Source organism: Citricoccus sp. K5 (assembly GCF_902506195.1).
Lineage (GTDB): Bacteria > Actinomycetota > Actinomycetes > Actinomycetales > Micrococcaceae > Citricoccus.
Genome location: NZ_LR732817.1, coordinates 213,702 through 234,640, shown reverse-complemented (window position 1 = coordinate 234,640; position 20,939 = coordinate 213,702). Strand labels below are relative to the sequence as shown.

The 20,939-nt window shown below is 69.5% G+C and carries 19 protein-coding genes and 1 riboswitch; of the genes, 4 read left to right on the top strand and 15 right to left on the bottom strand.

The features are described 5' to 3' along the window. The first annotated feature begins 6 nt into the window (after positions 1-6). Positions 7-1,350, top strand: coding sequence for a tRNA guanosine(34) transglycosylase Tgt (tgt, locus tag BOSE125_RS01045; protein ID WP_201301107.1), 1,344 nt, complete (start codon positions 7-9; stop codon positions 1,348-1,350). A 7-nt stretch (positions 1,351-1,357) separates the two neighbouring features. On the opposite strand, the gene BOSE125_RS01040 is transcribed toward tgt, so the two are convergent. After that, positions 1,358-2,257, bottom strand: a complete 900-nt coding sequence (locus BOSE125_RS01040; protein WP_159548840.1) for an SRPBCC domain-containing protein — start codon at positions 2,255-2,257, stop codon at positions 1,358-1,360. A 71-nt stretch (positions 2,258-2,328) separates the two neighbouring features. On the opposite strand from BOSE125_RS01040, the gene BOSE125_RS01035 reads away from it, so the two are divergent. Continuing rightward, complete coding sequence (locus BOSE125_RS01035) at positions 2,329-3,411, top strand: aldo/keto reductase (RefSeq protein WP_159548837.1); 1,083 nt, start codon at positions 2,329-2,331, stop codon at positions 3,409-3,411. A 5-nt stretch (positions 3,412-3,416) separates the two neighbouring features. Here the strand turns inward: BOSE125_RS01035 and BOSE125_RS01030 are convergent, their stop codons facing one another. From BOSE125_RS01030 to BOSE125_RS00975, 12 genes are all read right to left on the bottom strand, one after another. Beyond that, positions 3,417-5,195: an ABC transporter ATP-binding protein gene (locus tag BOSE125_RS01030; RefSeq protein ID WP_159548834.1), complete on the bottom strand. Its 1,779-nt coding sequence runs from the start codon at positions 5,193-5,195 to the stop codon at positions 3,417-3,419. Next, positions 5,195-6,127 (bottom strand): ABC transporter permease, encoded by a 933-nt coding sequence (locus tag BOSE125_RS01025; protein ID WP_159548831.1) that lies wholly within the window; start codon positions 6,125-6,127, stop codon positions 5,195-5,197. Before BOSE125_RS01025 ends, BOSE125_RS01030 begins: the two co-directional genes overlap by 1 nt. After that, complete coding sequence (locus tag BOSE125_RS01020) at positions 6,124-7,167, bottom strand: ABC transporter permease (protein WP_159548828.1); 1,044 nt, start codon at positions 7,165-7,167, stop codon at positions 6,124-6,126. Before BOSE125_RS01020 ends, BOSE125_RS01025 begins: the two co-directional genes overlap by 4 nt. Before the next feature lie 3 nt (positions 7,168-7,170). Next, positions 7,171-8,982 carry an ABC transporter substrate-binding protein gene (locus BOSE125_RS01015; RefSeq protein ID WP_159548825.1) on the bottom strand — a complete coding sequence of 604 codons (1,812 nt, stop codon included), beginning with the start codon at positions 8,980-8,982 and terminating at the stop codon, positions 7,171-7,173. A 51-nt stretch (positions 8,983-9,033) separates the two neighbouring features. Next, a complete protein-coding gene (locus BOSE125_RS01010) occupies positions 9,034-10,446 on the bottom strand; it encodes an LLM class flavin-dependent oxidoreductase (protein ID WP_159548822.1) in 1,413 nt (470 codons plus the stop codon). A 32-nt stretch (positions 10,447-10,478) separates the two neighbouring features. Next, entirely contained in the window at positions 10,479-11,741 is a 1,263-nt protein-coding gene (locus BOSE125_RS01005) for an acyl-CoA dehydrogenase family protein (protein WP_159548819.1), read from the bottom strand. Continuing rightward, positions 11,738-13,111 carry an acyl-CoA dehydrogenase gene (locus BOSE125_RS01000; protein ID WP_159548816.1) on the bottom strand — a complete coding sequence of 458 codons (1,374 nt, stop codon included), beginning with the start codon at positions 13,109-13,111 and terminating at the stop codon, positions 11,738-11,740. The genes BOSE125_RS01005 and BOSE125_RS01000 overlap by 4 nt, the downstream gene beginning before the upstream one ends. Positions 13,112-13,203: 92 nt before the next feature. Further along, positions 13,204-13,318, bottom strand: a riboswitch (SAM riboswitch). 165 nt (positions 13,319-13,483) lie between these two features. Then, positions 13,484-13,921 carry a cyanase gene (cynS, locus tag BOSE125_RS00995; protein WP_236557751.1) on the bottom strand — a complete coding sequence of 146 codons (438 nt, stop codon included), beginning with the start codon at positions 13,919-13,921 and terminating at the stop codon, positions 13,484-13,486. Positions 13,922-13,935: 14 nt separating this feature from the next. Then, on the bottom strand, positions 13,936-14,781 hold the full coding sequence (locus tag BOSE125_RS00990; RefSeq protein WP_159548810.1) for a formate/nitrite transporter family protein: 846 nt from the start codon (positions 14,779-14,781) through the stop codon (positions 13,936-13,938). Positions 14,782-14,919: 138 nt separating this feature from the next. Beyond that, entirely contained in the window at positions 14,920-15,369 is a 450-nt protein-coding gene (locus tag BOSE125_RS00985; RefSeq protein WP_159548807.1) for an MmcQ/YjbR family DNA-binding protein, read from the bottom strand. 46 nt (positions 15,370-15,415) lie between these two features. Then, entirely contained in the window at positions 15,416-16,114 is a 699-nt protein-coding gene (locus BOSE125_RS00980) for a queuosine precursor transporter (RefSeq protein WP_159548804.1), read from the bottom strand. Between the two features lie 195 nt (positions 16,115-16,309). After that, positions 16,310-17,305 (bottom strand): ABC transporter substrate-binding protein, encoded by a 996-nt coding sequence (locus tag BOSE125_RS00975; protein WP_159548801.1) that lies wholly within the window; start codon positions 17,303-17,305, stop codon positions 16,310-16,312. A gap of 158 nt (positions 17,306-17,463) precedes the next feature. Between BOSE125_RS00975 and BOSE125_RS00970 the strand changes: the two genes are divergently transcribed. Both BOSE125_RS00970 and BOSE125_RS00965 read left to right on the top strand, forming a co-directional pair. Next, on the top strand, positions 17,464-18,486 hold the full coding sequence (locus BOSE125_RS00970) for a VOC family protein (RefSeq protein WP_159548798.1): 1,023 nt from the start codon (positions 17,464-17,466) through the stop codon (positions 18,484-18,486). A gap of 28 nt (positions 18,487-18,514) precedes the next feature. Further along, entirely contained in the window at positions 18,515-19,450 is a 936-nt protein-coding gene (locus BOSE125_RS00965; protein ID WP_159548796.1) for a hypothetical protein, read from the top strand. Between the two features lie 88 nt (positions 19,451-19,538). Here the strand turns inward: BOSE125_RS00965 and BOSE125_RS00960 are convergent, their stop codons facing one another. Beyond that, on the bottom strand, positions 19,539-20,141 hold the full coding sequence (locus BOSE125_RS00960) for an RraA family protein (protein ID WP_236557750.1): 603 nt from the start codon (positions 20,139-20,141) through the stop codon (positions 19,539-19,541). Then, positions 20,138-20,878, bottom strand: a complete 741-nt coding sequence (locus BOSE125_RS00955) for a PIG-L deacetylase family protein (protein ID WP_159548793.1) — start codon at positions 20,876-20,878, stop codon at positions 20,138-20,140. The genes BOSE125_RS00960 and BOSE125_RS00955 overlap by 4 nt, the downstream gene beginning before the upstream one ends. Positions 20,879-20,939: the final 61 nt, after the last annotated feature.

Sequence of the window (20,939 nt, the reverse complement as noted above, 5' to 3'; positions counted from 1 at the left end):
CCCACCGTGACCCATCAGACGTCCCCCCGTAACCCAGCGCACGCCCCGGCCACCCCGCGGGACTTCTCCTTCGCCGTCGACTCCCGCCTGACCGGACCGGACGGGCAGCCGCGTCCGGGCCGCACCGGAACCATCACCACCCCGCACGGGACCATCCAGACGCCGGCGTTCATCCCGGTGGCCACGCAGGCCACCGTCAAGGCCGTGCTCCCCGAGGCCATGGCGGAGCTCGGCGCGCAGGCCCTGCTGGCCAACGCCTACCACCTGTACCTGCAGCCGGGAGCGGATCTGCTGGACGAGGCCGGCGGCCTGGGGCAGTTCATGAACTGGCACGGACCGACGTTCACCGATTCAGGCGGCTTCCAGGTGATGAGCCTGGGCTCGGGGTTCAAGAAGGTCATCGACATGGCCGGCCCCAAGGCCCCCTCCGGCCAGGGCGCGGACGACGCCGTGGCACCGGGCAAGGAGCGCCTGGCCAATGTGGACGAGGACGGAGTCTGGTTCAAGTCCCACCTCAACGGGGACCAGCACCGGTTCACCCCGGAGGTCTCCGTGGGTATCCAGCACCAGCTCGGCGCGGACATCATGTTCGCCTTCGACGAGCTCACCACCCTGCACAACTCCCGCGGCTACCAGGAGGAGGCCCTCGAGCGGACCCGCCGCTGGGCCCAGCGCTGCCTCGACGAGCACGCCCGCCTCACCGGCGAGCGCACGGCCAGGCCCTACCAGGCCCTGTTCGGGGTCATCCAGGGGGCACAGTACGAGGACCTGCGGCGCAAGGCGTGCGGTGACCTGGCCGCCATGCGCACCGGGTTCGCCGACGGCAGTGGCGGCCACGGTGACAGTCAGGCCCTCGAGCACGGTTTCGACGGCTACGGGATCGGCGGGGCACTGGAGAAGGCGAACCTGGGCAAGATCGTCAGTTGGTGCGCCGAGGAACTGCCGGAGGACAAGCCACGCCACCTCTTGGGCATCTCCGAACCGGACGACCTGTTCACCTCGGTGGAGAACGGAGCGGACACCTTCGACTGCGTCTCCCCCACCCGTGTAGCCCGCACCGGCGCCTTCTACACCTCCGAAGGCCGCTTCAACCTGCCCGGGGCCCGGTACAAACGCGATTTCTCCCCGCTGGAGGAGGGCTGTGACTGCTACACCTGCGCCCACTACACGCGGGCGTACATCCACCACCTCATCAAGGCCAAGGAGATGGTTGCGCACACGTTGATCTCCGTCCACAACGAGCGCTTCACCGTGCGCCTGGTGGACCGGATCCGCGTCTCGATCGGCGATGGCACGTTCTACGAACTCAAAGACGAGGTGCTGGGCCGCTACTACGCGCCGAAGGCCTGACCGGCGCTCACGCCAGGAGCGCGTCGAGGGCGGCGGCCCAGTCGTGCTCTACGGCCCGGGCCGCCGCCGCGGCATCCGGGCCCGCACCGGCGGGGACGTGGAGGTAAGCGCGCACCACGGACATCCGGGTCTCGCCATACTGCATGGTGCCGAACTCGTAGACGCCCGGTGTGATCCCGCCGGACCCGTCGGTCGCCCGCAGCACCACCGAGTCCTGCTGGCTCGGCCCCTCCCCGTCCGGGCCGCTGCTCGCCTCGATCACCGTGCCGGTCACCGCGAGGTGCCGGCCGCCGGCCTCGGCGCGGGCGGTGGCCTGCTTCCCGACGACGGCCCGGTCCAGTCCCAGCAGCACCGTCAGCCGGTGCCCCGCCGGGACCTCGCGCATCACCAGGGCCTGGGCGGTCTCCCGCCCGGCGAAATGGGCGTGGAACTCGGCGAGCAGCCGCAGCGCGGACCGCCAGCCGGGCAGCGTGCCCTCGATGTCCTCGCCCCAGGTGTCCGCCTCGGTGGCCACGCCACTGGTGAGCCGGACGAGGGTGGCCGGCGGGCCGTCGTCGGGCACGGGTTGAAGGGTGACCTCGGTGGCCCAGTCCGGGACCGGGGTGCCCTCGCCCATCCAGTCGGGTTCCACGTACGCGTAGCGGTGGGGCGGATCCCAGGCGGTGATGGTGCCCTCGGAGTCGCCGAAGTCGCCATGGTGGGTGACCAGGGCGCCGCCCAAGCGGGGCTCCAGCTCCGCCTCGACGAACCAGCGGCGGTAGCCGGGGCCGGTGGCGACGGACTCCCAGACCTCCTCGGCGGTTCCGGGGACGGCCACCTCCACGATGGCCCAGCAGCCCGGACCGTCCCGCTCGAACCGGGCAGAGGGTTCACCGATGACGGCCGGATGGCCCTGTGTTTCGCTCATGTCCCCAGCCTGCCATCCGGGGCGTACAGTGCTCCACGGTAGAGGACCGACCAACGTCTTGGAGGAACTGCATGAACACCGGTGAGATCCGCCCCGTGCCCACGCCCGAACACCACGCCCCCTACGTGGCGGCGGCGGACCGCTATGAGTCCACCGGCTACCGCCGGGTCGGCGCCACGGGCCTCGCGCTGCCGCCGATCAGCCTGGGACTGTGGTGGAACTTCGGGGACAACCGTCCCTTCTCCACCCAGCGGGAGATCCTGACCCATGCCTTCGACCGCGGCATCACGCACTTCGACCTGGCCAACAACTACGGGCCGCCCGCCGGATCCGCCGAGGAGAACTTCGGCCGGGTCCTGGCCAAGGACCTGGGCCGCTACCGGGACGAGCTGATCATCTCCTCGAAGGCGGGCTGGAACATGTGGCCCGGGCCGTACGGCAACCTGGGCTCCCGCAAGTACATCCTGGCCTCCGCGGACGCCTCCCTGCAGCGGATGGGCCTGGACTACGTGGACCTGTTCTACTCCCACCGCGCGGACGCGGACACGCCCCTGGAGGAGACCATCGGCGCCCTGCACACCCTGGTCACCCAGGGCAAGGCGCTCTACGTGGGCCTGTCCTCCTACTCCCCCGAGCGCACGGTCGAGGCCCAGCGCATCGCCCGGGAGCTGGGCACCCCGCTGGTGATCCACCAGCCCGCCTACTCCCTGCTCAACCGCTGGGTGGAGGACGGCCTCCTGCAGACCCTGCAGGAGCAGGGCATGGGGTCCATCGCCTTCACTCCGCTGGCCCAGGGCCTGCTGACGGACAAGTACCTGCGGGGCGACGGCGCCGTCCCCTCCGGCGGCCGCACCTCCCTGAGTGGTCACCTGACGGAGGAGAACCTCGCGACGGCCCGGGCGCTGAACGAGCTGGCCGGCGAGCGCGGGCAGTCCCTGGCCCAGCTCGCGATCTCGTGGCTGCTGCGCGAGGGCGGCGTGACCTCGGTGCTGCTGGGCGCCTCCTCGACGGGCCAGCTTGACGAGAACCTGGGCGCCCTGGCCAACACGGCGTTCACGGACGAGGAGCTGGCGCGCATCGATGCGATCACCGGCAAGCAGCCCGGTGAGGTGTCCACCATCGACATCTGGAACGTCTCCGCCCGGATCGACTGAACGCTTCAGAGGACCTTGGTCGAAAGCGCCTGCAGGGAGCCCAGCAGGGTCCTCGTGTAGTCGTGCTCCGGGGCCTCGAACACGCGGTCGGCGTCTCCGTGCTCCACGGCAACCCCGTCCTTCATCACCAGGATCTCGTCACTCATGTGGTGGATCACCCCGAGGTCGTGGGAGATGAACAGGTAGGTGGTCCCGAGGGTCTCCTGCAGTTCGGAGAGCAGGTCCAGCACCTGGGCCTGCACCGAGACGTCCAGGGCGGAGACGGCCTCGTCCAGCACCACGACCTTCGGCTCCGGGGCCAGCGCCCGGGCGATCGAGAGCCGCTGCCGTTGGCCCCCGGAGAGACGCAGCGGGTGCTTGGCCAAGTGCTCCGGGGCCAGTCCGACCACGCGGGCCAGCTGCGCCGCCCGCTCGGACTGTTCCTGCCGGTGGGCCCGCCGCGCCCGCGACGAGGCGAACGCCCCGGGGGCCGCGCCGGCGTCGAGCGCGTCCGTGAGGATCCGCTCGCCGCTCCACCGCGGGTCGAAGGAGCTCAGCGGGTCCTGGTAGACCACGGTCACCTCGCGGCGGCGGGACCTCCTCCCGGCCAGGGACAGCTCGCTCCAAGGCTGGCCGTCCAGCAGGACGGTACCGGCGTCCGGGGCGATGAAGCCCAGGGCCATGGACGCCGTGGTGGACTTGCCGGAGCCGGACTCCCCCACGATCCCGAGGGTCCGCCCGGCGCGCACGTCGAAGGAGACGTCCCGCACCACGGTGCGGTCCCGGCCGTCCGGCCCCCGGTAGGACTTGGTCAGCCCGCGGGCGGACAGCACGGCCGGAGCCTCAGCCGCCGGTACCGTTTCTCCGGTCACGGCCGCAGCACCGGCCCCTGACCGCTCAGCGGCCCGAGCCCGGCCCTCTTCGGTGAGGTACTCGCCGCGGGTGTGCCCGGATGGCACGGCGTCCAGCAGCTGGCGGGTGTAGGGGTGCTGCGGGTTCTCCAGGACCTCGGCCGCGGTCCCTGACTCCACGATCCAGCCGCCCTGCATCACCAGCACCCGGTCGGCCAGCCGTCCCACCACCGAGAAGTCGTGGCTGATCAGCAGGATCGCGGTGCCGTCCGCCTTGCGCTGGGCCAGCAGGTCCAGGACCTGGGCCTGGACGGTGACGTCGAGGGCGGTGGTCGGTTCGTCCGCCACCACCAGGGACGGGTGGTTGGCGATGGCCGAGGCGATCAGGGCGCGCTGGCGCAGGCCACCGGAGAGCTGGTCCGGTCGCTGGCCTGCCACCAGGCCCGGCTCCGGGACGCCGACCTCCGCGAGCAGCTGTTCCACCCGGGAGGCCCGCTCCGCACGGTCCAGCACGCCGTGCAGGCGCAGGGATTCACCGATCTCCGCTCCCACGGTGCGCAGTGGGTCCAGGGAGACGAGGGCGTCCTGCAGGATGAAGCCGATGTCCTTGCCACGGATGGATCGCCAGTCCGTGTCCCGCAGTGTCTGGATGTCCCGGCCCAGGGCGGTGGCCGTGTCCGCCTGCACGTGGGAGCTGGGCCCGGTCAGGCCGATGAGGGTCCGGGCGGTGACGGACTTCCCGGAGCCGGATTCGCCGATGATCGCCACGCACTCGCCGGGTTGGATCTGCACGGAGACGTCATGCACCACGTGGCTGCGGCGGCCGTGGGCGTCCGAGAACCAGACGTTGAGGTTCTCCACCTCGGCCAGGGGGCGGGGAGCTGCTCCGGCGGCGCCGGCCTCAGAGGCCGGGTCCGTCAGGAGGGGCGTGGCGGTGTGAGTCAAGGTGGTCATCAGCGTTCTCCTTCTAGGGTGGACTCCACGAACTTGCCGAGGACGGTGGCGGTCAGGGCGGTGGCCAACACGGCCAGGCCCGGGATGATCTCCAGCCACCAGGCCTCGATGATGTAGGGCCGGCCGGCCTCCAGCAGGGCACCCCACTCGGGCGAGGGCGGGGCCACCCCGAAGCCGAGGAACGCCAGGCCGGAAGCCCAGACGATGGACTGGCCGATGCCGAGGGTGAGGACCGCCAACAGGGGCCGCAGGGCGTTCGGCAGGATGTGCTGCGCCAGGACCCGGCCGGGGTGGTGCCCCAGGGCCTGTGCCGCCTGGACGTAGCCGGACCGCCGGACGCTCATCACCTGGGCCCGGACCATGCGTGCATAGCCGGGGGCGATCCCGAGCCCGACCGCAAGGATCAAAGTCTGCACCGAGGGCCCGTAGACGGCGATGAACACCATGGCCAGCAGCAGGATGGGGAAGGCGAAGAGGACCTCGATCGCCCGGCCGATCACGGCGTCCGCCCAGCGTCCGCCCAGTGCCGCCCAGGACCCGAAGACCACGGCGAGCCCCACGCCCACGGCCGCGGAACCCAGTCCGATCAACAGGGATTGGGCGGTGCCGTGCACGATCCTCGAGTACAGGTCCCGGCCCGACTGGTCCGTGCCGAACCAGTGCTCCCAGCTGGGTGCGGCCAGCGGGCTGTCCAAGGTGATGGCGCGCGGATCATGGGTGGCGAGGACCCCGGGGGCGAACGCGGCGAGGACCAGCAGTCCCGCGAACACCCCGGCGATCCACACGGTGACCGGGACCCGTCGCCAGACCGAGGGACGGCCCCCGACCGGCCCGGTGATGGACGACGACGGCCCGGCCGGGTGAGGCGCGGTGGGCACCCCACCGGTGGGGCCGGCGTCCGCTGTGATGTGGGGCTGGGTCTGGGCGGTCATGCTGCCTCCTTCAGTCGGGGGTCCACGAGGATGTAGGCGGTGTCCACGATCAGGTTGGTGATCACGTAGACGAGGGCCACGAGCATGACCACGCCGCAGACCACGGGCAGGTCACGGCCGTTGACGGCGGTGACCAGGACCCGGCCGAGGCCGGGCCGGGCGAAGACGTTCTCGGCGATCACGGCGGCGGAGAACTGGGCTCCCACCGCCCAGCCGGTCAGGCTGAGACCGGGCAACAGCGAGTGGCGCAGCACGTGGCGCAGCCGCACGCCGCCGTCGGACATGCCGCGGGCCCGGGCGGTGAGGACGAACGGTTCATCCAAGGTCCGCTCGAACTCGGCGCGCATCACCTGGGCGAGGAAGCCGGCCAGCGGGATGCCGAGGGTCAGCGCCGGCAGCACCAGGCCGGCCGTGCCACTGCCCGAGACCACGGGAAAGAGTCCCAGCCACAGGGAGAACACCACGAGCAGGATGATGCCCAGCCAGTACTGCGGCAGGGCGGCCGCCGCGGACTCGAGGCCGGAGAAGATCCGGGACACCCAGGGAGCGCGGCGGGCCGTGAGCAGCAGCAGCACGATCGCCAGGGCCCAGGCCACGGCGAGGGCGGTGAACGTCAGGACCAGGGTGGGGACGATCTGGTCCCCGATCACGGTGGTGACCGGCTGGTACAGGGTGTAGGACGTGCCCAGGTCTCCGCGCAGCAGGCCGCCCAGGAAGGTGACGTACTGGACGAGCAGTGGATCGTCGAAGCCGAACTGTTCGTTGATCGGCGCCAGTTCCTCGGCGGAGCGCTCCTGAACCTGGCCCGTCTGCTGGTTCAACAGGAGGGTGGCGCGGTCGCCGGGCAGCAGGGACTGGATGAGGAACGTGATCGAGGCCGCGGCCCAGATGACGAACAGCGCGCCGAGGATTTTCTTCCCGATGAGCGCGGCGGTCGAGGCGACCGGGCGCCCGCGCCGGACGGGGCCGGACCCGGGGCCGGGCTCCGGACTTGAGGGCGGGGCGAGAGTGGTGTCGAGGGTGCCGGTGGTGACGGACATGGCTCAGCCTTCGTTCTCTGCGTGCTCTGCGGAGAAGCCCTGGGAGGAGTCCCGGGCCTCGTCCGAGGTGAAGTGGGCGTCGTGGAAGATCGGCCCACCCTGGGCGGGCTCGAGCCACAGGCCGCTGACCCGGTCCGAGACCGCCAGGGTGTTGGTCTGCGTATACAGGCCGATCGCGGGGGCCAGCTCACTGAGCTGATACTGCGCCTCGGAGAACTTCGCGGAGACCTCCTCGGCCGTGGGCGCCTGGAGGGCCTCCTGGATGGTGGTGAACACCTGCTCGTTGTCCAAGAACGTGGTGTTGGCCCCGTTGGGCGCCTCCTCAGTGGAGGGCCGGTAGTTGATGTTGAGGATCCCGGCGTGCGGGCTGGTCCAGTACCCGACGCTGCCGTCATAGCTGTCCGGGGTGGAGTAGGCACCGGAGAAGTTCTCGGAGGGGGTGAGTGGACGCAGTTCGATGTCGAATCCGGCGGCCCGGGCCTGTTCCTGGAAGTTCTGGATGGCGGTGTTGCCGTCCGGCGTGACGATGGTGTTCAGGCCGTAGACGATCTTCACCTGCAGCCGCTGCCCGTCCTTGAGCCGGGTTCCGTCCTCGGCGCGACCGGTCCACCCGGCCCCGTCCAGCAGCTCGTTCGCCTTCTCCAGGTCGAAGGGGTACTGCTGGGCCGCGTCCGCGTCATAGCCGGGCGTGGACTGGGAGAGGTACCCGCTGGGTTCGAACGGGACGGTGCCCAGGAAGGCCGACTCGATGTTCGCCTCGCGGTCCGTGGCGTGGCTCAGGGCCTGGCGGACCGCCTGGTCGGTGAAGATGCCCCGTTCGGTGTTCAGGTTGATGACCACGGGCCGGCCGGGGGTGATGTACTGCGTGAAGTCATACCGCTGGCGCGCCTCGGCGATGTTGACGGCGGGGATCTCGCCGATCGCGTCCATCTCTCCGGCGAGCAGCGAGCCGTAGCGCGAGGTGCCGTCCGGCACGATGTTCCAGCGGATGCCCTCCAGGTGGGCCGGGCCCTGGTGCCGCGCGTTCTCCGGGGCCCAGTCGTAGTCCTCATTGCGCTCGAACTCGATGTACTCGCCCCGCTTCCAGTCCTTGACGGTGAAGGGGCCGGAGCCGATCGGTTCGGTGCAGTTCTCCTCCACCGTCCGGGTCTGCAGCGCCGTCGGCGACTGCAGGCCGAAGTACGACTGCGAGAGGGTGGACAGGAACGGGGCGAACGGGGCGGAGAGGTGGATCTCCACCGTGTCAGCATCCACCACCTCGGAGTGGTCGTAGAACCCGCCCAGATGGGCCGCCGCCGTGCCGTTGCCGCCGTCCAACCAGTAGTCGAAGTTGTAGGCCACTGCCTCCGCGTCCAACCGTGTGCCGTCCGTGAAGTGGACGTCATCGCGCAGGTTCAGGGTCCACACCGTCCGGTCCTCGGAGATCGACCAGTCGGTGGCGATCCACGGCACCACGGAGCCGTCCTCCGTGGCCGAGACCAGATTGTCCAGCACCTGGCGGGCCGTGAAGTTCTCCTGGATCCAGCCGCCGAAGATGCAATTGGGCTCCTGGAGATGCCCGTACTCGAGGACACCGCCCTGGACCGGCTCCGCGGCGGAGCCGGTCAGCGCCGCCTGCTCCTCCGGCACCCCTGCCCCGGAAGAGCAGGCGGACAGGGCCAAGGCCGACGCCACGGCCAGGGCGAGACCGGCGGTGCGGGCGCCCGGCCGGCGTCGTGCCGTGGTTCTGGTCTTGGTCCTGGCCGTGGTGGTGGCCGACTGCCCCGCCGAGACTGGACGGTTTTCGGGCGCGTTCGGGGAGGGTGGGGTGTTCATGGGGTTCCTTTCGGGCCGGTGGGCGGCTCTCGTGTCCAGGAGGCGCGGGGGTCAGGCGCCGGCGGGCACGGTCTCTTCCAGGCGGGCGAAGGCACCTCGATACTGGGCGGCCGGGTGGGTCTCGGGGAGCCGGTCGCGGCCGAAGAGCTTCTGGCGCAGGGTGCCCGGAGCGTACTCGGACTGGGCCAGGCCGCGTGCGCGCAGTACCGGCAGGACCTTCTCCGCGAACTCCTCGAAGGAGCCGGGGATGACCCAGTTGATGACGTTGATGCCGTCCACGCCGGCCGCCTGCCATTCCTCCAGCTGGTCGGCGATCTGCTCCGGGGTGCCGACGATGCGGTTGTTGCGATGGCTGCGCCAGGCGATGTCCGCCACCACGGGCTCTCGGTCCGTGATGGCCTTGGAGGTCCACTCGGCGAAGCCCTTCTGGGTGTTGGTCTCCAGGTCCTTCAGCGGGGTCTCGGGCGGATAGACCCGGCCATCCGGGTCCACGAGGGCGGCATGGGCCAGGTAGCCGTCCACCGAGGCGTACTCCTCATACTCCTTCAGCTTGCGCTGGGCCTCCTCCTCGGTGTCCCCGATGACGAAGCTCACGCCCTGGTAGAACGTGATGTCCTCCGGGGACCGTCCGGCCTCGACGGCGCGGCGCCGGGTGTCCTCGATCTGCTGGCGGGCCACGTCCGGGGTGGCCGCGATGATGAACACCGCCTCGGCGTTGCGGGCGGCGAAGTCACGGCCGGAGGCCGAGGAACCGGCCTGGAACAGCACCGGTGTGCGCTGCGGGGACGGAGACGGCAGGTGCGGGCCCTCCACCGAGTAGCGCTCGCCCACGTGGTGGATCTTGTGCACCTTCTCCGGGTCCGAGTAGCGCGAACCCGCGCGGTCCTTCACCACCGCGTCCTCGTCCCAGGATCCCTCCCACAGCTTGTAGGTGACGTCGATGTACTCCGCGGCCCAGCGGTAGCGCTCGGCGTGGTCGGTCAGCCGGGGCAGGCCGAAGTTGCGCGAACCGTTGTCCTGCGTGCCCGTGACGATGTTCCAGGCGATGCGGCCGCCGGAGAGGTGGTCCAGCGTGGAGAGCTGGCGGGCGAACTGGAACGGGTGGGACTGGAACACGTTCGAGGTGGTGGCCAGGCCGATGTGCTCGGTGACCACGGCGAGCGCCCCGAGCAGCACGGTCGGATCATTGGACGGGATCTGCAGGCCCTCGTTGACGTACACGGAGTAGTCCGCGTCGGCGTCGCCGTAGTGGCCCACCACGTCCGCGAAGAACATCGCGTCGAACTTGGCCGCCTCCAGGGTCTTCGCGAGGTTGATCCATGTGTTGACGTCCGTGAACTCGGTCTGGCCGGCGTCCTCGCGGCGCCACTGGCCGTGGTGGATGTGGCTGGTGGTGTTCATGACGAACGCGTTGAAGCGCAGGGGGCGTGGGGCGGTGTGGGAGGGCGTGTTCTCGGTGCTCATGGGGTCTCCTGGATGCTGATCGGGGATCGGGTTCACTGGGCGTTCGGCACGGAGCCGATGCGGTAGGAACGGGCCGGCGGGGTGGCGTTGACCTCCCAGTCCCCGATGAGGCGGGACCGGTAGATCAGGGGGTTGTGGTTGGCCAGCACGCGGGCATTGCGCCAGTGCCGGTCCAGCCGCTTCGACTGGCTCAGGGCCGAGGCGCCACCCACCTCGAACAGGTGCGTGGCCGCGGCCAGGACGTTCTTCGCGATGACCTGCTGGGCCTGGTAGACGCGGACATAGAGGGCGTTGGTGTCCTCCTCCGGCAGGTCCTCACCGGCGGCCTCCCGCTCGAGGACGCCGCCCAGCGCGGAGACCACGGAGTCGAAGGCGGCCCGCGCGGCGAACGCGGCGGAGGAGAGCTCGCCGACCACCTGGAGCACCTGGGCATCATCCCGCGGCAGCTCCGCGGTCCCGTGGCTGAAGGAACGACGCCGGCCGCGGACGTACTCGCTGACGTCCCGCACGATGGCCTCGGCGATGCCGGTCAACGCCGCGAGGTGCAGGAACTGCCAGCTGGCCTGGCCGGTGGCAACGCGGGTGCCGTCATCCAGGCCGCCGGTGTAGACCTCCTCGGCCTCGACCGGCGTGTTCTCGAACACCGTGGTGCCGGACGCGGTGAGTTGCTGGCCGAAGCCGTCCCAGTCGTCCAGCCTCGTGATCCCCGGGGCGTTCACGGACACCGTGGCGGCGATCTCCTCACCGTGGGCGTCCACGGCCGCCACGATGATCCAGTCGGCGTAGAGCGTTCCGGTGGAGTAGTACTTCGTGCCGTTGAGCCGCCAGGTGCCCTCGGCGTCCTGGACCAGCGTGGTGGTCCCCTCCCCCACGGCGTTGTTGATCTCCGTGACGGCATTCCCGACGACGGCCCCCTCGCCGAGGCGGCGCAGCCACCGATCCCGGGACACCGGGTCCGGGTGCCCCAGCACGTTCTCCTGGTTGATCAGGTGCGCACGCAGGGCCTGGACCAGGTTTGAGTCCGCCGCCGCCAGCTCCACGATCAGGTGTGCCTGCTCCGCGAAGGAGAGTCCGGCGCCGCCGTACTCCGCCGGCACCCGCAGGGAGGTGAACCCCGCCGCGGCCAGCCGCCGGACGGCGTCGCGGTCGATGATGTGCTCGGCCTCCCGTTCGGCGGCGCTGCCTGCGATGGCCGCGAACACCGGGGCCAGCTGCTCCCGGACGGCACGGTATGCCTGTCCGGACGGTTCGCTTCCGGTGGAGGCGGTGGTGCGCTCGGCGGTGGTGGTCATCATGCTCCTTCTGTGGTGGACGTGGTGGCGGCCTCCGCGGCGGCGGAGTTGCGGGCCGTGGAGTGAAACGGCGGGATGACGCCGTTGATCCGGTAGTCGCCCACGGCCTGGGTGCGGTAGATCAGCGGGGTATGGCTGGCGATCGTCCGGGCGTTGAGCCAGTGCTGGTGCAGCTGCCGGCTGGCATCCGTGGCCGATGCGCCGCCGGACTCGAAGATCTGGTTGGTGGCCTCCAGAATCAGATCGGACACCACGAGCGACGCCTCGGACAGCGCGACGTTGGCCCGGGCGTGGGCCTGGAGCACCACCGGGTCCTCCAGGTCGGTATGCCCCCTGACCTGGAGGAAGGACTCCTCCACCACGGCCGCGGCGCCCCGCACGATGTGCCGGGCCGAGCCCACCTTCGCGGAGACCGAACCGATGACCTGGTGCACCAGCGGGTCCTCCGCCGGCGTCTCCGCCACCGCGTGGTCATAGGTACGACGCCGGCCGCGGACGAACGCGGTGACCTCGGCCAGCGCGGTGGCGCCGATCCCCGCCTGGGTGGCCGCCAGCACGATCCACAGGACGGTGTAGGCCAGAACGCCCGTGGGGACGTTGAACTCCTGCGTCCGCTGGGCCCGCACGGGGACGTGGTCCAGGATGGTGGTGCCGGAGGCGGTGAGCCGCTGGCCGAAGCCGTTCCAGTCGTCGATGCGCTGCACACCAGGATCACGGGCGTCGATGATCGCGAAGACCGGTCCATCCTCCTCGAGCCCGGGCCGGACCGCGGAGACCAGCAGGTAGTCCGCGAAGATCGCGCCGGTGGAGTAGAACTTGTCCCCGCTGATCCGGGCCACCTCCGTGGTGCCCGTGGCGGCGGCCGCCTGCACGGTGTCCTGGTCCGCGTCGATCCAGTGCACGGGGCGCTTGCCGGCGGCCGGCGGCAGTTCCACGAGGGCGTTGCCGAAGATCCTGCCGGCGGCCACCTCGGCCAGCCACCACTCGGAGACCGCCCCTTGGGACTCGTTCTCGTGCTGCTCCGTGAACATGAAGTGCCCGTGCAGGGCCTGGGGCAGGTTGGGGTCCGCGGCGGCCAGGTCCACCAGCAGGTCCGCCAGCTGGGGCAGGCTCGCCCCGATCCCGCCGTAGCGCCGGCCCAGGCGCACCCGCGTGAACCCCGCGCCGCGCAGGTGCTCGATGGCCGCGAAGGCCAGCTCGTGGTCCAGTTCACGCTGGGCGGCTCCCGCGGCGACGGCCGCGAAGACCGGGGCGAAGTGCTCGGCGAGCTGGGCGTCCGTGGGCCCGGAGGGGCCGATGGCCGCCCTCAGTTCCTCGAAGGTGGGCAGTCTGGTCAGCGCGGAGCGGTGTTCGAGGTGGGTGGTGTCCGTCATGGGTGTCCCCGTCAGCCATGGCACACCGGAATGGCGTTGGCCCGGAACACTGCGTCGTCATGGCTTGGTGGCCGAGATCTGCATTCACGGTGGTGCCGTACTTGCCCCGCGGTGGTCCCCGGAGGCCGAATCATCACCTGGAGCACCCCACTACGGTGAGAGGGTTGCCGTCCGGCCAGCCAGGGCTTAGCACCGGATCTCGTGATTCTGTTCTTGACCCTAGGCAGTCAGCACGCGGCCGCCAAGCCTCGGGTCATGTTCAGCGGACTGGCGTCATCTGGGCCCGCTTCACTGCCGATATGCCGCCCCGATGGCTGGAGGCCGCCCCAGATGACGGACTGTGACGGCCGGTGACGGACCGGGACATTCCGGTCACCAGCGGTAGTCCAGGAACTTGCCGTCCAAGGTGATGACCACGCGGTCGCCATCCGGATCGGCACGGCGGTGGAGATTGACCTTGAAGTTGATGGCACTCATGATGCCGTCCCCGAACTCCTCGTGGATCAGCGCCTTCAGCGCCGGCCCGTAGACCGACAGGGCCTCCATCAGCCGGTAGATCGTGGGATCGTTCATCACGGCCGGGTCGCTGCCCCGGTTCGGCTGTTGCTGCAGGCTCTCGGCCACGTCGTCCCCCAGACCGAGCATCTCGACCACGACGTCGGCCTGGGCCGCCGTCATCGGGTGCTGTCCCAGCAGCGCAGCCGTGGTCCACACCGGGGCGGCGCCGAGGGCGCCGGCGAGGTCCGCCCAGGTGAGGCCGGCACGGATGCGGGCGGCGTTGACGAGATCGGCAGCGTACGCCTTGGGCATGATCGGGTCCATGGTCAGCGGCTCACGACATGGTCGGACAGCGTCGGCAGCTTCGGCTGACGCTTGGCTGCCGTGCGGTAGTGAGTGGCGTACAGGGTCAGGCCCACGAAGGAGAGGCCGCCCACGAGGTTGCCGAGCACGGTCGGGATCTCGTTCCAGACGAGGTAGTCCATGATGGAGAACTCTCCGCCCAGCATGAGGCCCGCCGGGAAGAGGAACATATTGACGATGGAGTGCTCGAATCCCATGTAGAAGAAGAGCATGACCGGCATCCACATGATCAGTGCCTTGCCCACGACGTCCTTCGCCAGGAAGGCCGCGACCACACCGGTCGAGACCATCCAGTTGCAGAGCACGCCACGGATGAAGAGGGTCAGCATGCCACCCGCGCCGTATTCGGCGTAGCCGACGGTTCTTCCCTCGCCGATGGAGCCGATCTGCTGAGCCACCTCGTTCGGCGGGGTCTGGAAGCCGTAGGTCATGGTCACCACCATCATGACGGCCACCAAGAAGGCACCGGCGAAGTTGCCGACGAAAACCAGGCCCCAGTTGCGCAGCAGGCCGCCGATGGTCACGCCGGGCCTCTTGTCGATCCACGCCAGTGGGACCAGGGTGAAGACACCGGTGAGCAGGTCGAAGCCGAGCAGGTAGATCAGGATGAAACCGACCGGGAACAGCAACGCACCCACGAGTGCGTTGCCGCTCTGCACGGTGACGGTGATGGCGAACGCGGCGGCGAGCGCCAGGATGGCACCGGCCATGAACGAGCGGATCAGCGTGTCCCGGGTGGACATGAAGACCTTGGACTCACCGGCGTCCACCATGTGCTTCACGAAGTCTGGCGGGCTGACATAGGACATGTGACATCACTCCAAGGGCGAGGGGCCGGGCATACCCCCAACCTAGGAAGAGTGCGTTTCTGCGGTGTTTCCGTTCCTGCACGGGGCCGCGAAATCTCCCTCACTCCCCGTGCGGGATGCGGTGAGACGTCCCTGCGCTCATTCCCGCCGAGGAAGTTCCCTGACCAGTTTCACCGCTGCGGTGAGCCGGTAGCTCGTCTCAAGCCACTCGGCGATCTCATCCCATCCTTCGTCCCGGGCCGGATCGAGCCCGTCCAGGTCGATGCCGAACCAGCCCGCTGGCCCCAGATAGGCCGGCCGGAAGACCCGTGGATCCTGCTCCAGGAACGAGACGTCGGCCTCCTCTGGTCTGATCACCACCACCTGCGGGTGCTGGACGTAGCCGTCCCCGGCGGCTGTCGAACCGGATCGTTCCTGGGCGCTGCCCGTGTCCTTGACCGAGGCCCCGTAGTAGGCGAAGACCTTCTGGGTGAAGAACGCCGGCCTCCCGTGGGAGACCTTCATGTCCGCCGCCGGGAGGGTCAAGGCCAAGGCGCGGACGCGCTGGAAGTGGAGGTCGCCGTCGTCGTACATCTTCGCGTGGGCCATGAGCCCAGTTTTCCCGGCGACCGAGGCAGCGTGAAGTCTCGGCTCCCTACGCCTCGGGAACCGTGGCGTAGGCCGGCTCGGCCCTCTTGACCCGGCCGATGACCCAGATGGTCACCGGGGAGAGCACGATCTCGACGACGGACTTGAACACGAAGCCGACCAGCACGTAGTTGAGGAAGGTCGGCAGGTCCGTGATCCCGATGACGCCGGCGGCGATGGAGCAGAACACGAGGGTATCCAGGAACTCACCGACCAACGTCGACACTGCCAGCCGGCCGAAGAGCAGGCGTTCGCCGGAGCGGCGCTTGAGGCGGACCATGAGCCAGGAGTTGGCCAGCTGACCGACGAGGAAGCCGAGCAGGGAAGCCAACACGATCAGGGGCACGGGCGCCAGGGTACGGACGAGGGCGTCCTGGCCGTCGTACCACTCGGCGCCGGGCAGGGCGATGATGACCCAGAAGCAGAGCGCGGCGAAGACAGAGAGGGCGAACGTGGTGACGATGGCGCGCCGGGAGGCCTTGAATCCGTAGACCTCGGAGACCACGTCCCCGATGATGTACGCCAACGGGAAGAGGAAGAATCCGCCGTCCGTGACGATGGGTCCGAAGGTCACGCCCTTGGAGGCTCCGAGGTTGGACAGGATCAGCACGACGGCCATGATCGCCGTGAAGATGGCATAGAGGCCGGTGCCGGTGGGAGCGAAACGGTCGGGGGCGTGCTGAGGGGCAGGTGCGGAAGAGTTCACGTGGGATCCTTGGGCGGTGGTTCGCCGATGCTCCCGCGCCGGTGGGTGCGGAGGAGACCCGGCTGTATTAACACTCACTGTGGTCCGGACGCGGCGACTGACGGCCTCAACGACCCCGCGCTCACCCGCTGCCCCGGGTGGCGTTCGAACGACCCCTTATTCTTCCATATCCGCGCTGGTCGAGAGTGCTCGGTCCTACTGGATGATCATGGCGTCCAGATCGGGTTCCTGGTCGATGAACCCGTACTTCACGGCCAACTCGCCGATGGCCTGGATCTGGTCCTCGCGGACCTCTCCTCCAAGCTCATCAAGCTTGAGGGCCGTGGCCACGTCCTCGGGGAGGTTCATGAAATCCGGCAGAAGTTTCTTGGCCTCGTCGTTGTTCTCGTCCGTGGCGGCGAGCGCCTCGGTGATGGCCTCCTGGAACTGCTCCACGGTCTCCGGGTTCTCCTCGGCGAAGGTGCCCGAGGTGAACGTGACCATGGTCGGCATGCCCTCGATCGAATCACGGAACGAGTAGCCGAGCAGCTCGTTGTCCGGATCCTCGAGCGCGGTGGTCAGGAACGGCTCCGGGATCCAGATCGCGTCCGTGTTGCCCTGCTCGAGCTGCGCCGGCATGTCCTGGAAGGGCATCTCGGCGAACTTCACGTCGGCGGGGTCCGAGCCGCCCTGTTCGGCCAGGTCCATGAGCGTGAGGTCGCCCAAGGTCCTCAGGGCGTTGATAGAGGTAGTCTTACCGGCCAGATCTCCGTAGTCCTCGATCCCGGAGTCCACCCGCGTGACGACTCCCGAGGTGTCCTCCCCCTCGTCCGCGGAGTTGCAGTATCCGGCCACGATCTTCATGTCCAGGCCCTGGTCCACGGCCGTGAGGACGGACAAGGGGTTTCCGACCCCGAAGTCCATCTGCCCGTTGGACACAGCGGGCAGCATGGCGGCGCCGGCATTGGCGAGGGCGATCTCGACGTCGAGGCCGTGCTTCTCGAAGATGCCCTCCTGGATGCCGTATTCAACGGCGATCGAGGCGGCCAGCGGAACGAGCCCGACCGTGACCTGGGTGAGTTCACCGGCCGCCGCATCGGATCCGGAGGCCGGAGTGTCGCCCGTCCCGGACGGGGACCCGGAGGAACAGGCGGTCAGGGCGAGCCCTGCGACGGCGAGGGCGGACAGCAGGCTCAGGCGAGATGACTTCACGGCTACTCCTGGATCGAGTGTGGAATGGGTCACAATGGAGTCGAATACCTATGACCGTAGCCATAGCCACACAAACTGTCTATGATTTTGTTGACAATCTTGTTCAAAATCCGTGAAGCACGATCCGCACAGCACCGCGTCCCCACAGGAGCCCGTCCATGACCGAACGCATCCGCGACATCGCCCACCTCTCCACCGTCGAGCTCTACACCCCGAAGTTCGAGGAGTCCCTCGGGTTCTTCCGGGACCTGCTGGCCATGCGCGAGGTCGGCCGCACCACCGAGAACGGCGAGGAATCCGCCTACCTGCACTGCTGGGACGACTACGAGCCCTACTCCATCAAGCTCACCGCCAAGTCCCACGCCGGCGTGGGCCGCGTCGCCTGGCGGGCCCAGAGCCCCGAGGCGCTCGAGCGCGTGGTGGCCCGCATCGAGGCGACCGGGTTGGGCGAGGGCTGGGTGGACGGCGAGATGGGCCGCGGCCGCACCTTCCGCTACCGCAACCCGGACCAGCACCTGATGGAGGTCTACTTCGACACCGAGTGGTACGAGGCCGATGACACCGACCGGCCGGCCCTGAAGAACCAGGCCGCCAAGTTCCCCGGCTTCGGCGCCAACGCCCGCCGCCTGGACCACATCAACTACCTGACCGCGGACATGGCCGGCGTCTGCGACTTCACCGAGAACGTGATGGGTGGCTACACCACCGAGTTCATCCAACTTGACGACGGCGACGTGGGCGGCCACTGGTTCACCTTCGGCCAGAAGTCCTACGACATGGTCTACTCCGATGACTGGACGGGCACCTCGGGCCGCCTGCACCACCTCGCCTTCGCCTCCGATACGCGCGAGGACATCCTCAAAGCCGCGGACATCTTCCTGGAGAACGGCATCTTCATCGAATACGGCCCCTACAAGCACGCCATCCAACAGGGCTTCTTCCTCTACGTGTGGGAGCCGGGCGGCAACCGGATCGAGCTGGCCAACCAGGGCTCCCGCCTGATCCTTGCCCCGGACTGGAAGCCGATCCCCTGGTCCCAGGGCGAGCGCGCCAAGGGCCAGGCCTGGGGCATGAAGACCATCCCCACCTTCCACACCCACGGCACTCCCGTGGTCGACGACGCGGATACCACCGCCAACCCGCACGGCGCCCCGAACCAGGACGAGGGGCTGGAGTCCTGACCCACCCCGTACCACATAGGCTCGGACCATGTCCCGAGATTTTGGTTTCGTCGCCGGCGCCCCGGTGAACCGCCTGGCCACCAGCTCCGCGTTCGCCGTGGCGTCGGCCGCCGCCATCGGCGGGCTGACGCTCATCGAGCCGCGGCACCTGGGGCCCGGCGCCCAGGCCGCCTACCGGATCACGACGGCGGCGCTCACCGGCGCGTACACCGCCGCCACCCTGCCCGTCGGCACCACGGTGGGGATGCCCGCTCGCTACACCGACGGTCCCCGCGGACAGTTCATTCCCCTGGTCGACATTGGGCGCGGTTCGGCGGCGCTGGCCGCCGGCGGCCTCTCTCTGGGCCTGGCCGAACCGTTCGAGGCACTGGACGCCCGTATCACGGACTGGCTCGCCGATCGCGGGGTGCGCCGCCCGCGCTGGTGGATGGCCGGCGTCGGGGTGGCGATGGTGGCGGCCGGCTGGGCCTCCGACCGGGCCGAGGCCCGCGCCCTGCAGCGCGCGCTGCAGCGGGGCGCGGATGAGTACACCGAGGACGGCGGCCACGGCCCCGTCGACCCCGCCGTCGCGGCCATCCTGGACGTGCTGCTGCAGCCCGGTATCCCCGGGACCGAGGCGTTGCGGCTTCAACTGGAGACGGCAGAGCAGCAGGGCACGGCAATACAGCAGGACGCCGAGTTCATGACGGACGCCTTCCTGGTGGTCCACCCGGACACCCCGCGGATCACCCCGCGGACGCAGACCTGGCCGGTCAAGGCCCGGTTCCAACGCGGCGACGCCCTGTTCGAGATCGAGCTGCAGGTCCACGGCGGACAGCTGGACTCGGTGTCCCTCATGCTGGCCGACGAGATGTTCGGGCCGGACAGCCCGGTGGACCACGAGGCAGCCATCGAATCGATCACCGCCTGGCCGGACCCCGAGGAACTCGAGCTCGTCACCGAGGCCGCGGACCCGCTCCCCTGACGGCCGCCCCGGTTTAGTCGGGAGTGATTCACGTTTTCGGCGGCCGAAAGCGTGAATCACTCCAGACTCAACGTGAGGGCGGCCCGCCTCAGAACCCGATCTCGGCGCGCTGCTTCGTCTCCGCAGCGTGCTTGGCCTCGGCCTTGACCAGGACCTCTGCCGCACGGTCGCGGGGAACGATCGCGACCCCGTCGTCGTCACCGAGCACCAGGTCGCCCGGGTGCACCACCACGGTCCCGACGGCGGCCGCCACCCCGCCCACGAACGGCCCGTTGCGGTAGGGGCCGGCCGGCGTCGTGCCTCGGGCGAAGACCGGGAACCGCATCTGCTCGAGATCCACCGCGTCCCGGACGCAGGCGTCCAGGACAAAGCCGACGCAACCGCGGGCCATGGCCCGGCCGGCGATCAGCTCCCCGATCAGCGCGCGGTGGGTGGCGCCCTGGCCGTTGACCACGAGCACGTCGCCGGGCTGCAGGGAGTCGATGGTCTCGTGGATGCCAAGGTTGTCCCCGCCCGCCACCGTCACGGGCACGGCCCGGCCGACCATCCGGATCCCGGCGGAAGGCCACACGGACTGGATGCCGGAATCGACCACGTTGAGGCGGTCCATGGCGTCACCGACGTTGGCTACCGGCAGGGCGGCGAAGCGTCCGATCAGCTCTGCCTCGGTCAACTCAGCCAGCTCGCTCACAGGGACCCCACCACGTTCGGCACTAGGCGCATGAACGCCTCGGCCTGGCGGATCTCCTTGTTCCCGGTGACCTTGCGGGCATGGTTGCCACGGTGCTCGGCTCGCTCGGCGTAGTAGGTCTGCAGGTAGGCCTGCGCCTTCATCTCGGCCATGGCCGCCTTCTTCTGCTCGAAGACCGCGGTGATGTCCACGAAGACGGACGGCACGAAGCCGCACAACTCGGGCTGGTGGGGCTCGAAGACCAGGAACTCACTCGGCGGGGCGGTCTTGAACCCGGACTCGACGCCGGCCCCCGAGGTCATCAGGCGAGCCTTCTGGACCATCTCGTAGGCCACCGGGTGGTCCGGGTTGAAGGGGTCCTTGTCCGGGTGGGTCAGCACCACGGTCGGGGCGAACTCGCGCATCAGGTCTGCCAGCCGCTCGATGTCCGGGTGGTCGTTGACCAGGGGGTAGTCGCCCAGATCGAAAGCCTCGAAGGAGGCGCCGAGGTGCTGCGATGCGCGCTCGGCCTCCCCATGCCGGATGCGCTTGACGTTCTCCTCCGTCTGGCCCTCCTCCTGCCACAGGACCCCGGACTCGCCGCGCTCACCGTAGGTCAGGGCGACGACCTTGGCCTCACCGCCGGCCTGGACGAACGTGGCGACGGCACCGGCCGCACGCCAGACGAAATCGGCGGAATGGGCCCCGACCACCAGGAGGCGGCCTGCGGAACGGTCGGAGGGAGAACTGCTGGTCATGGTGGGGTTCCTTTCGGGGGTCAGCGCCGGTGCACCGGTGCTGGAGGCTCACTCTTGCCCC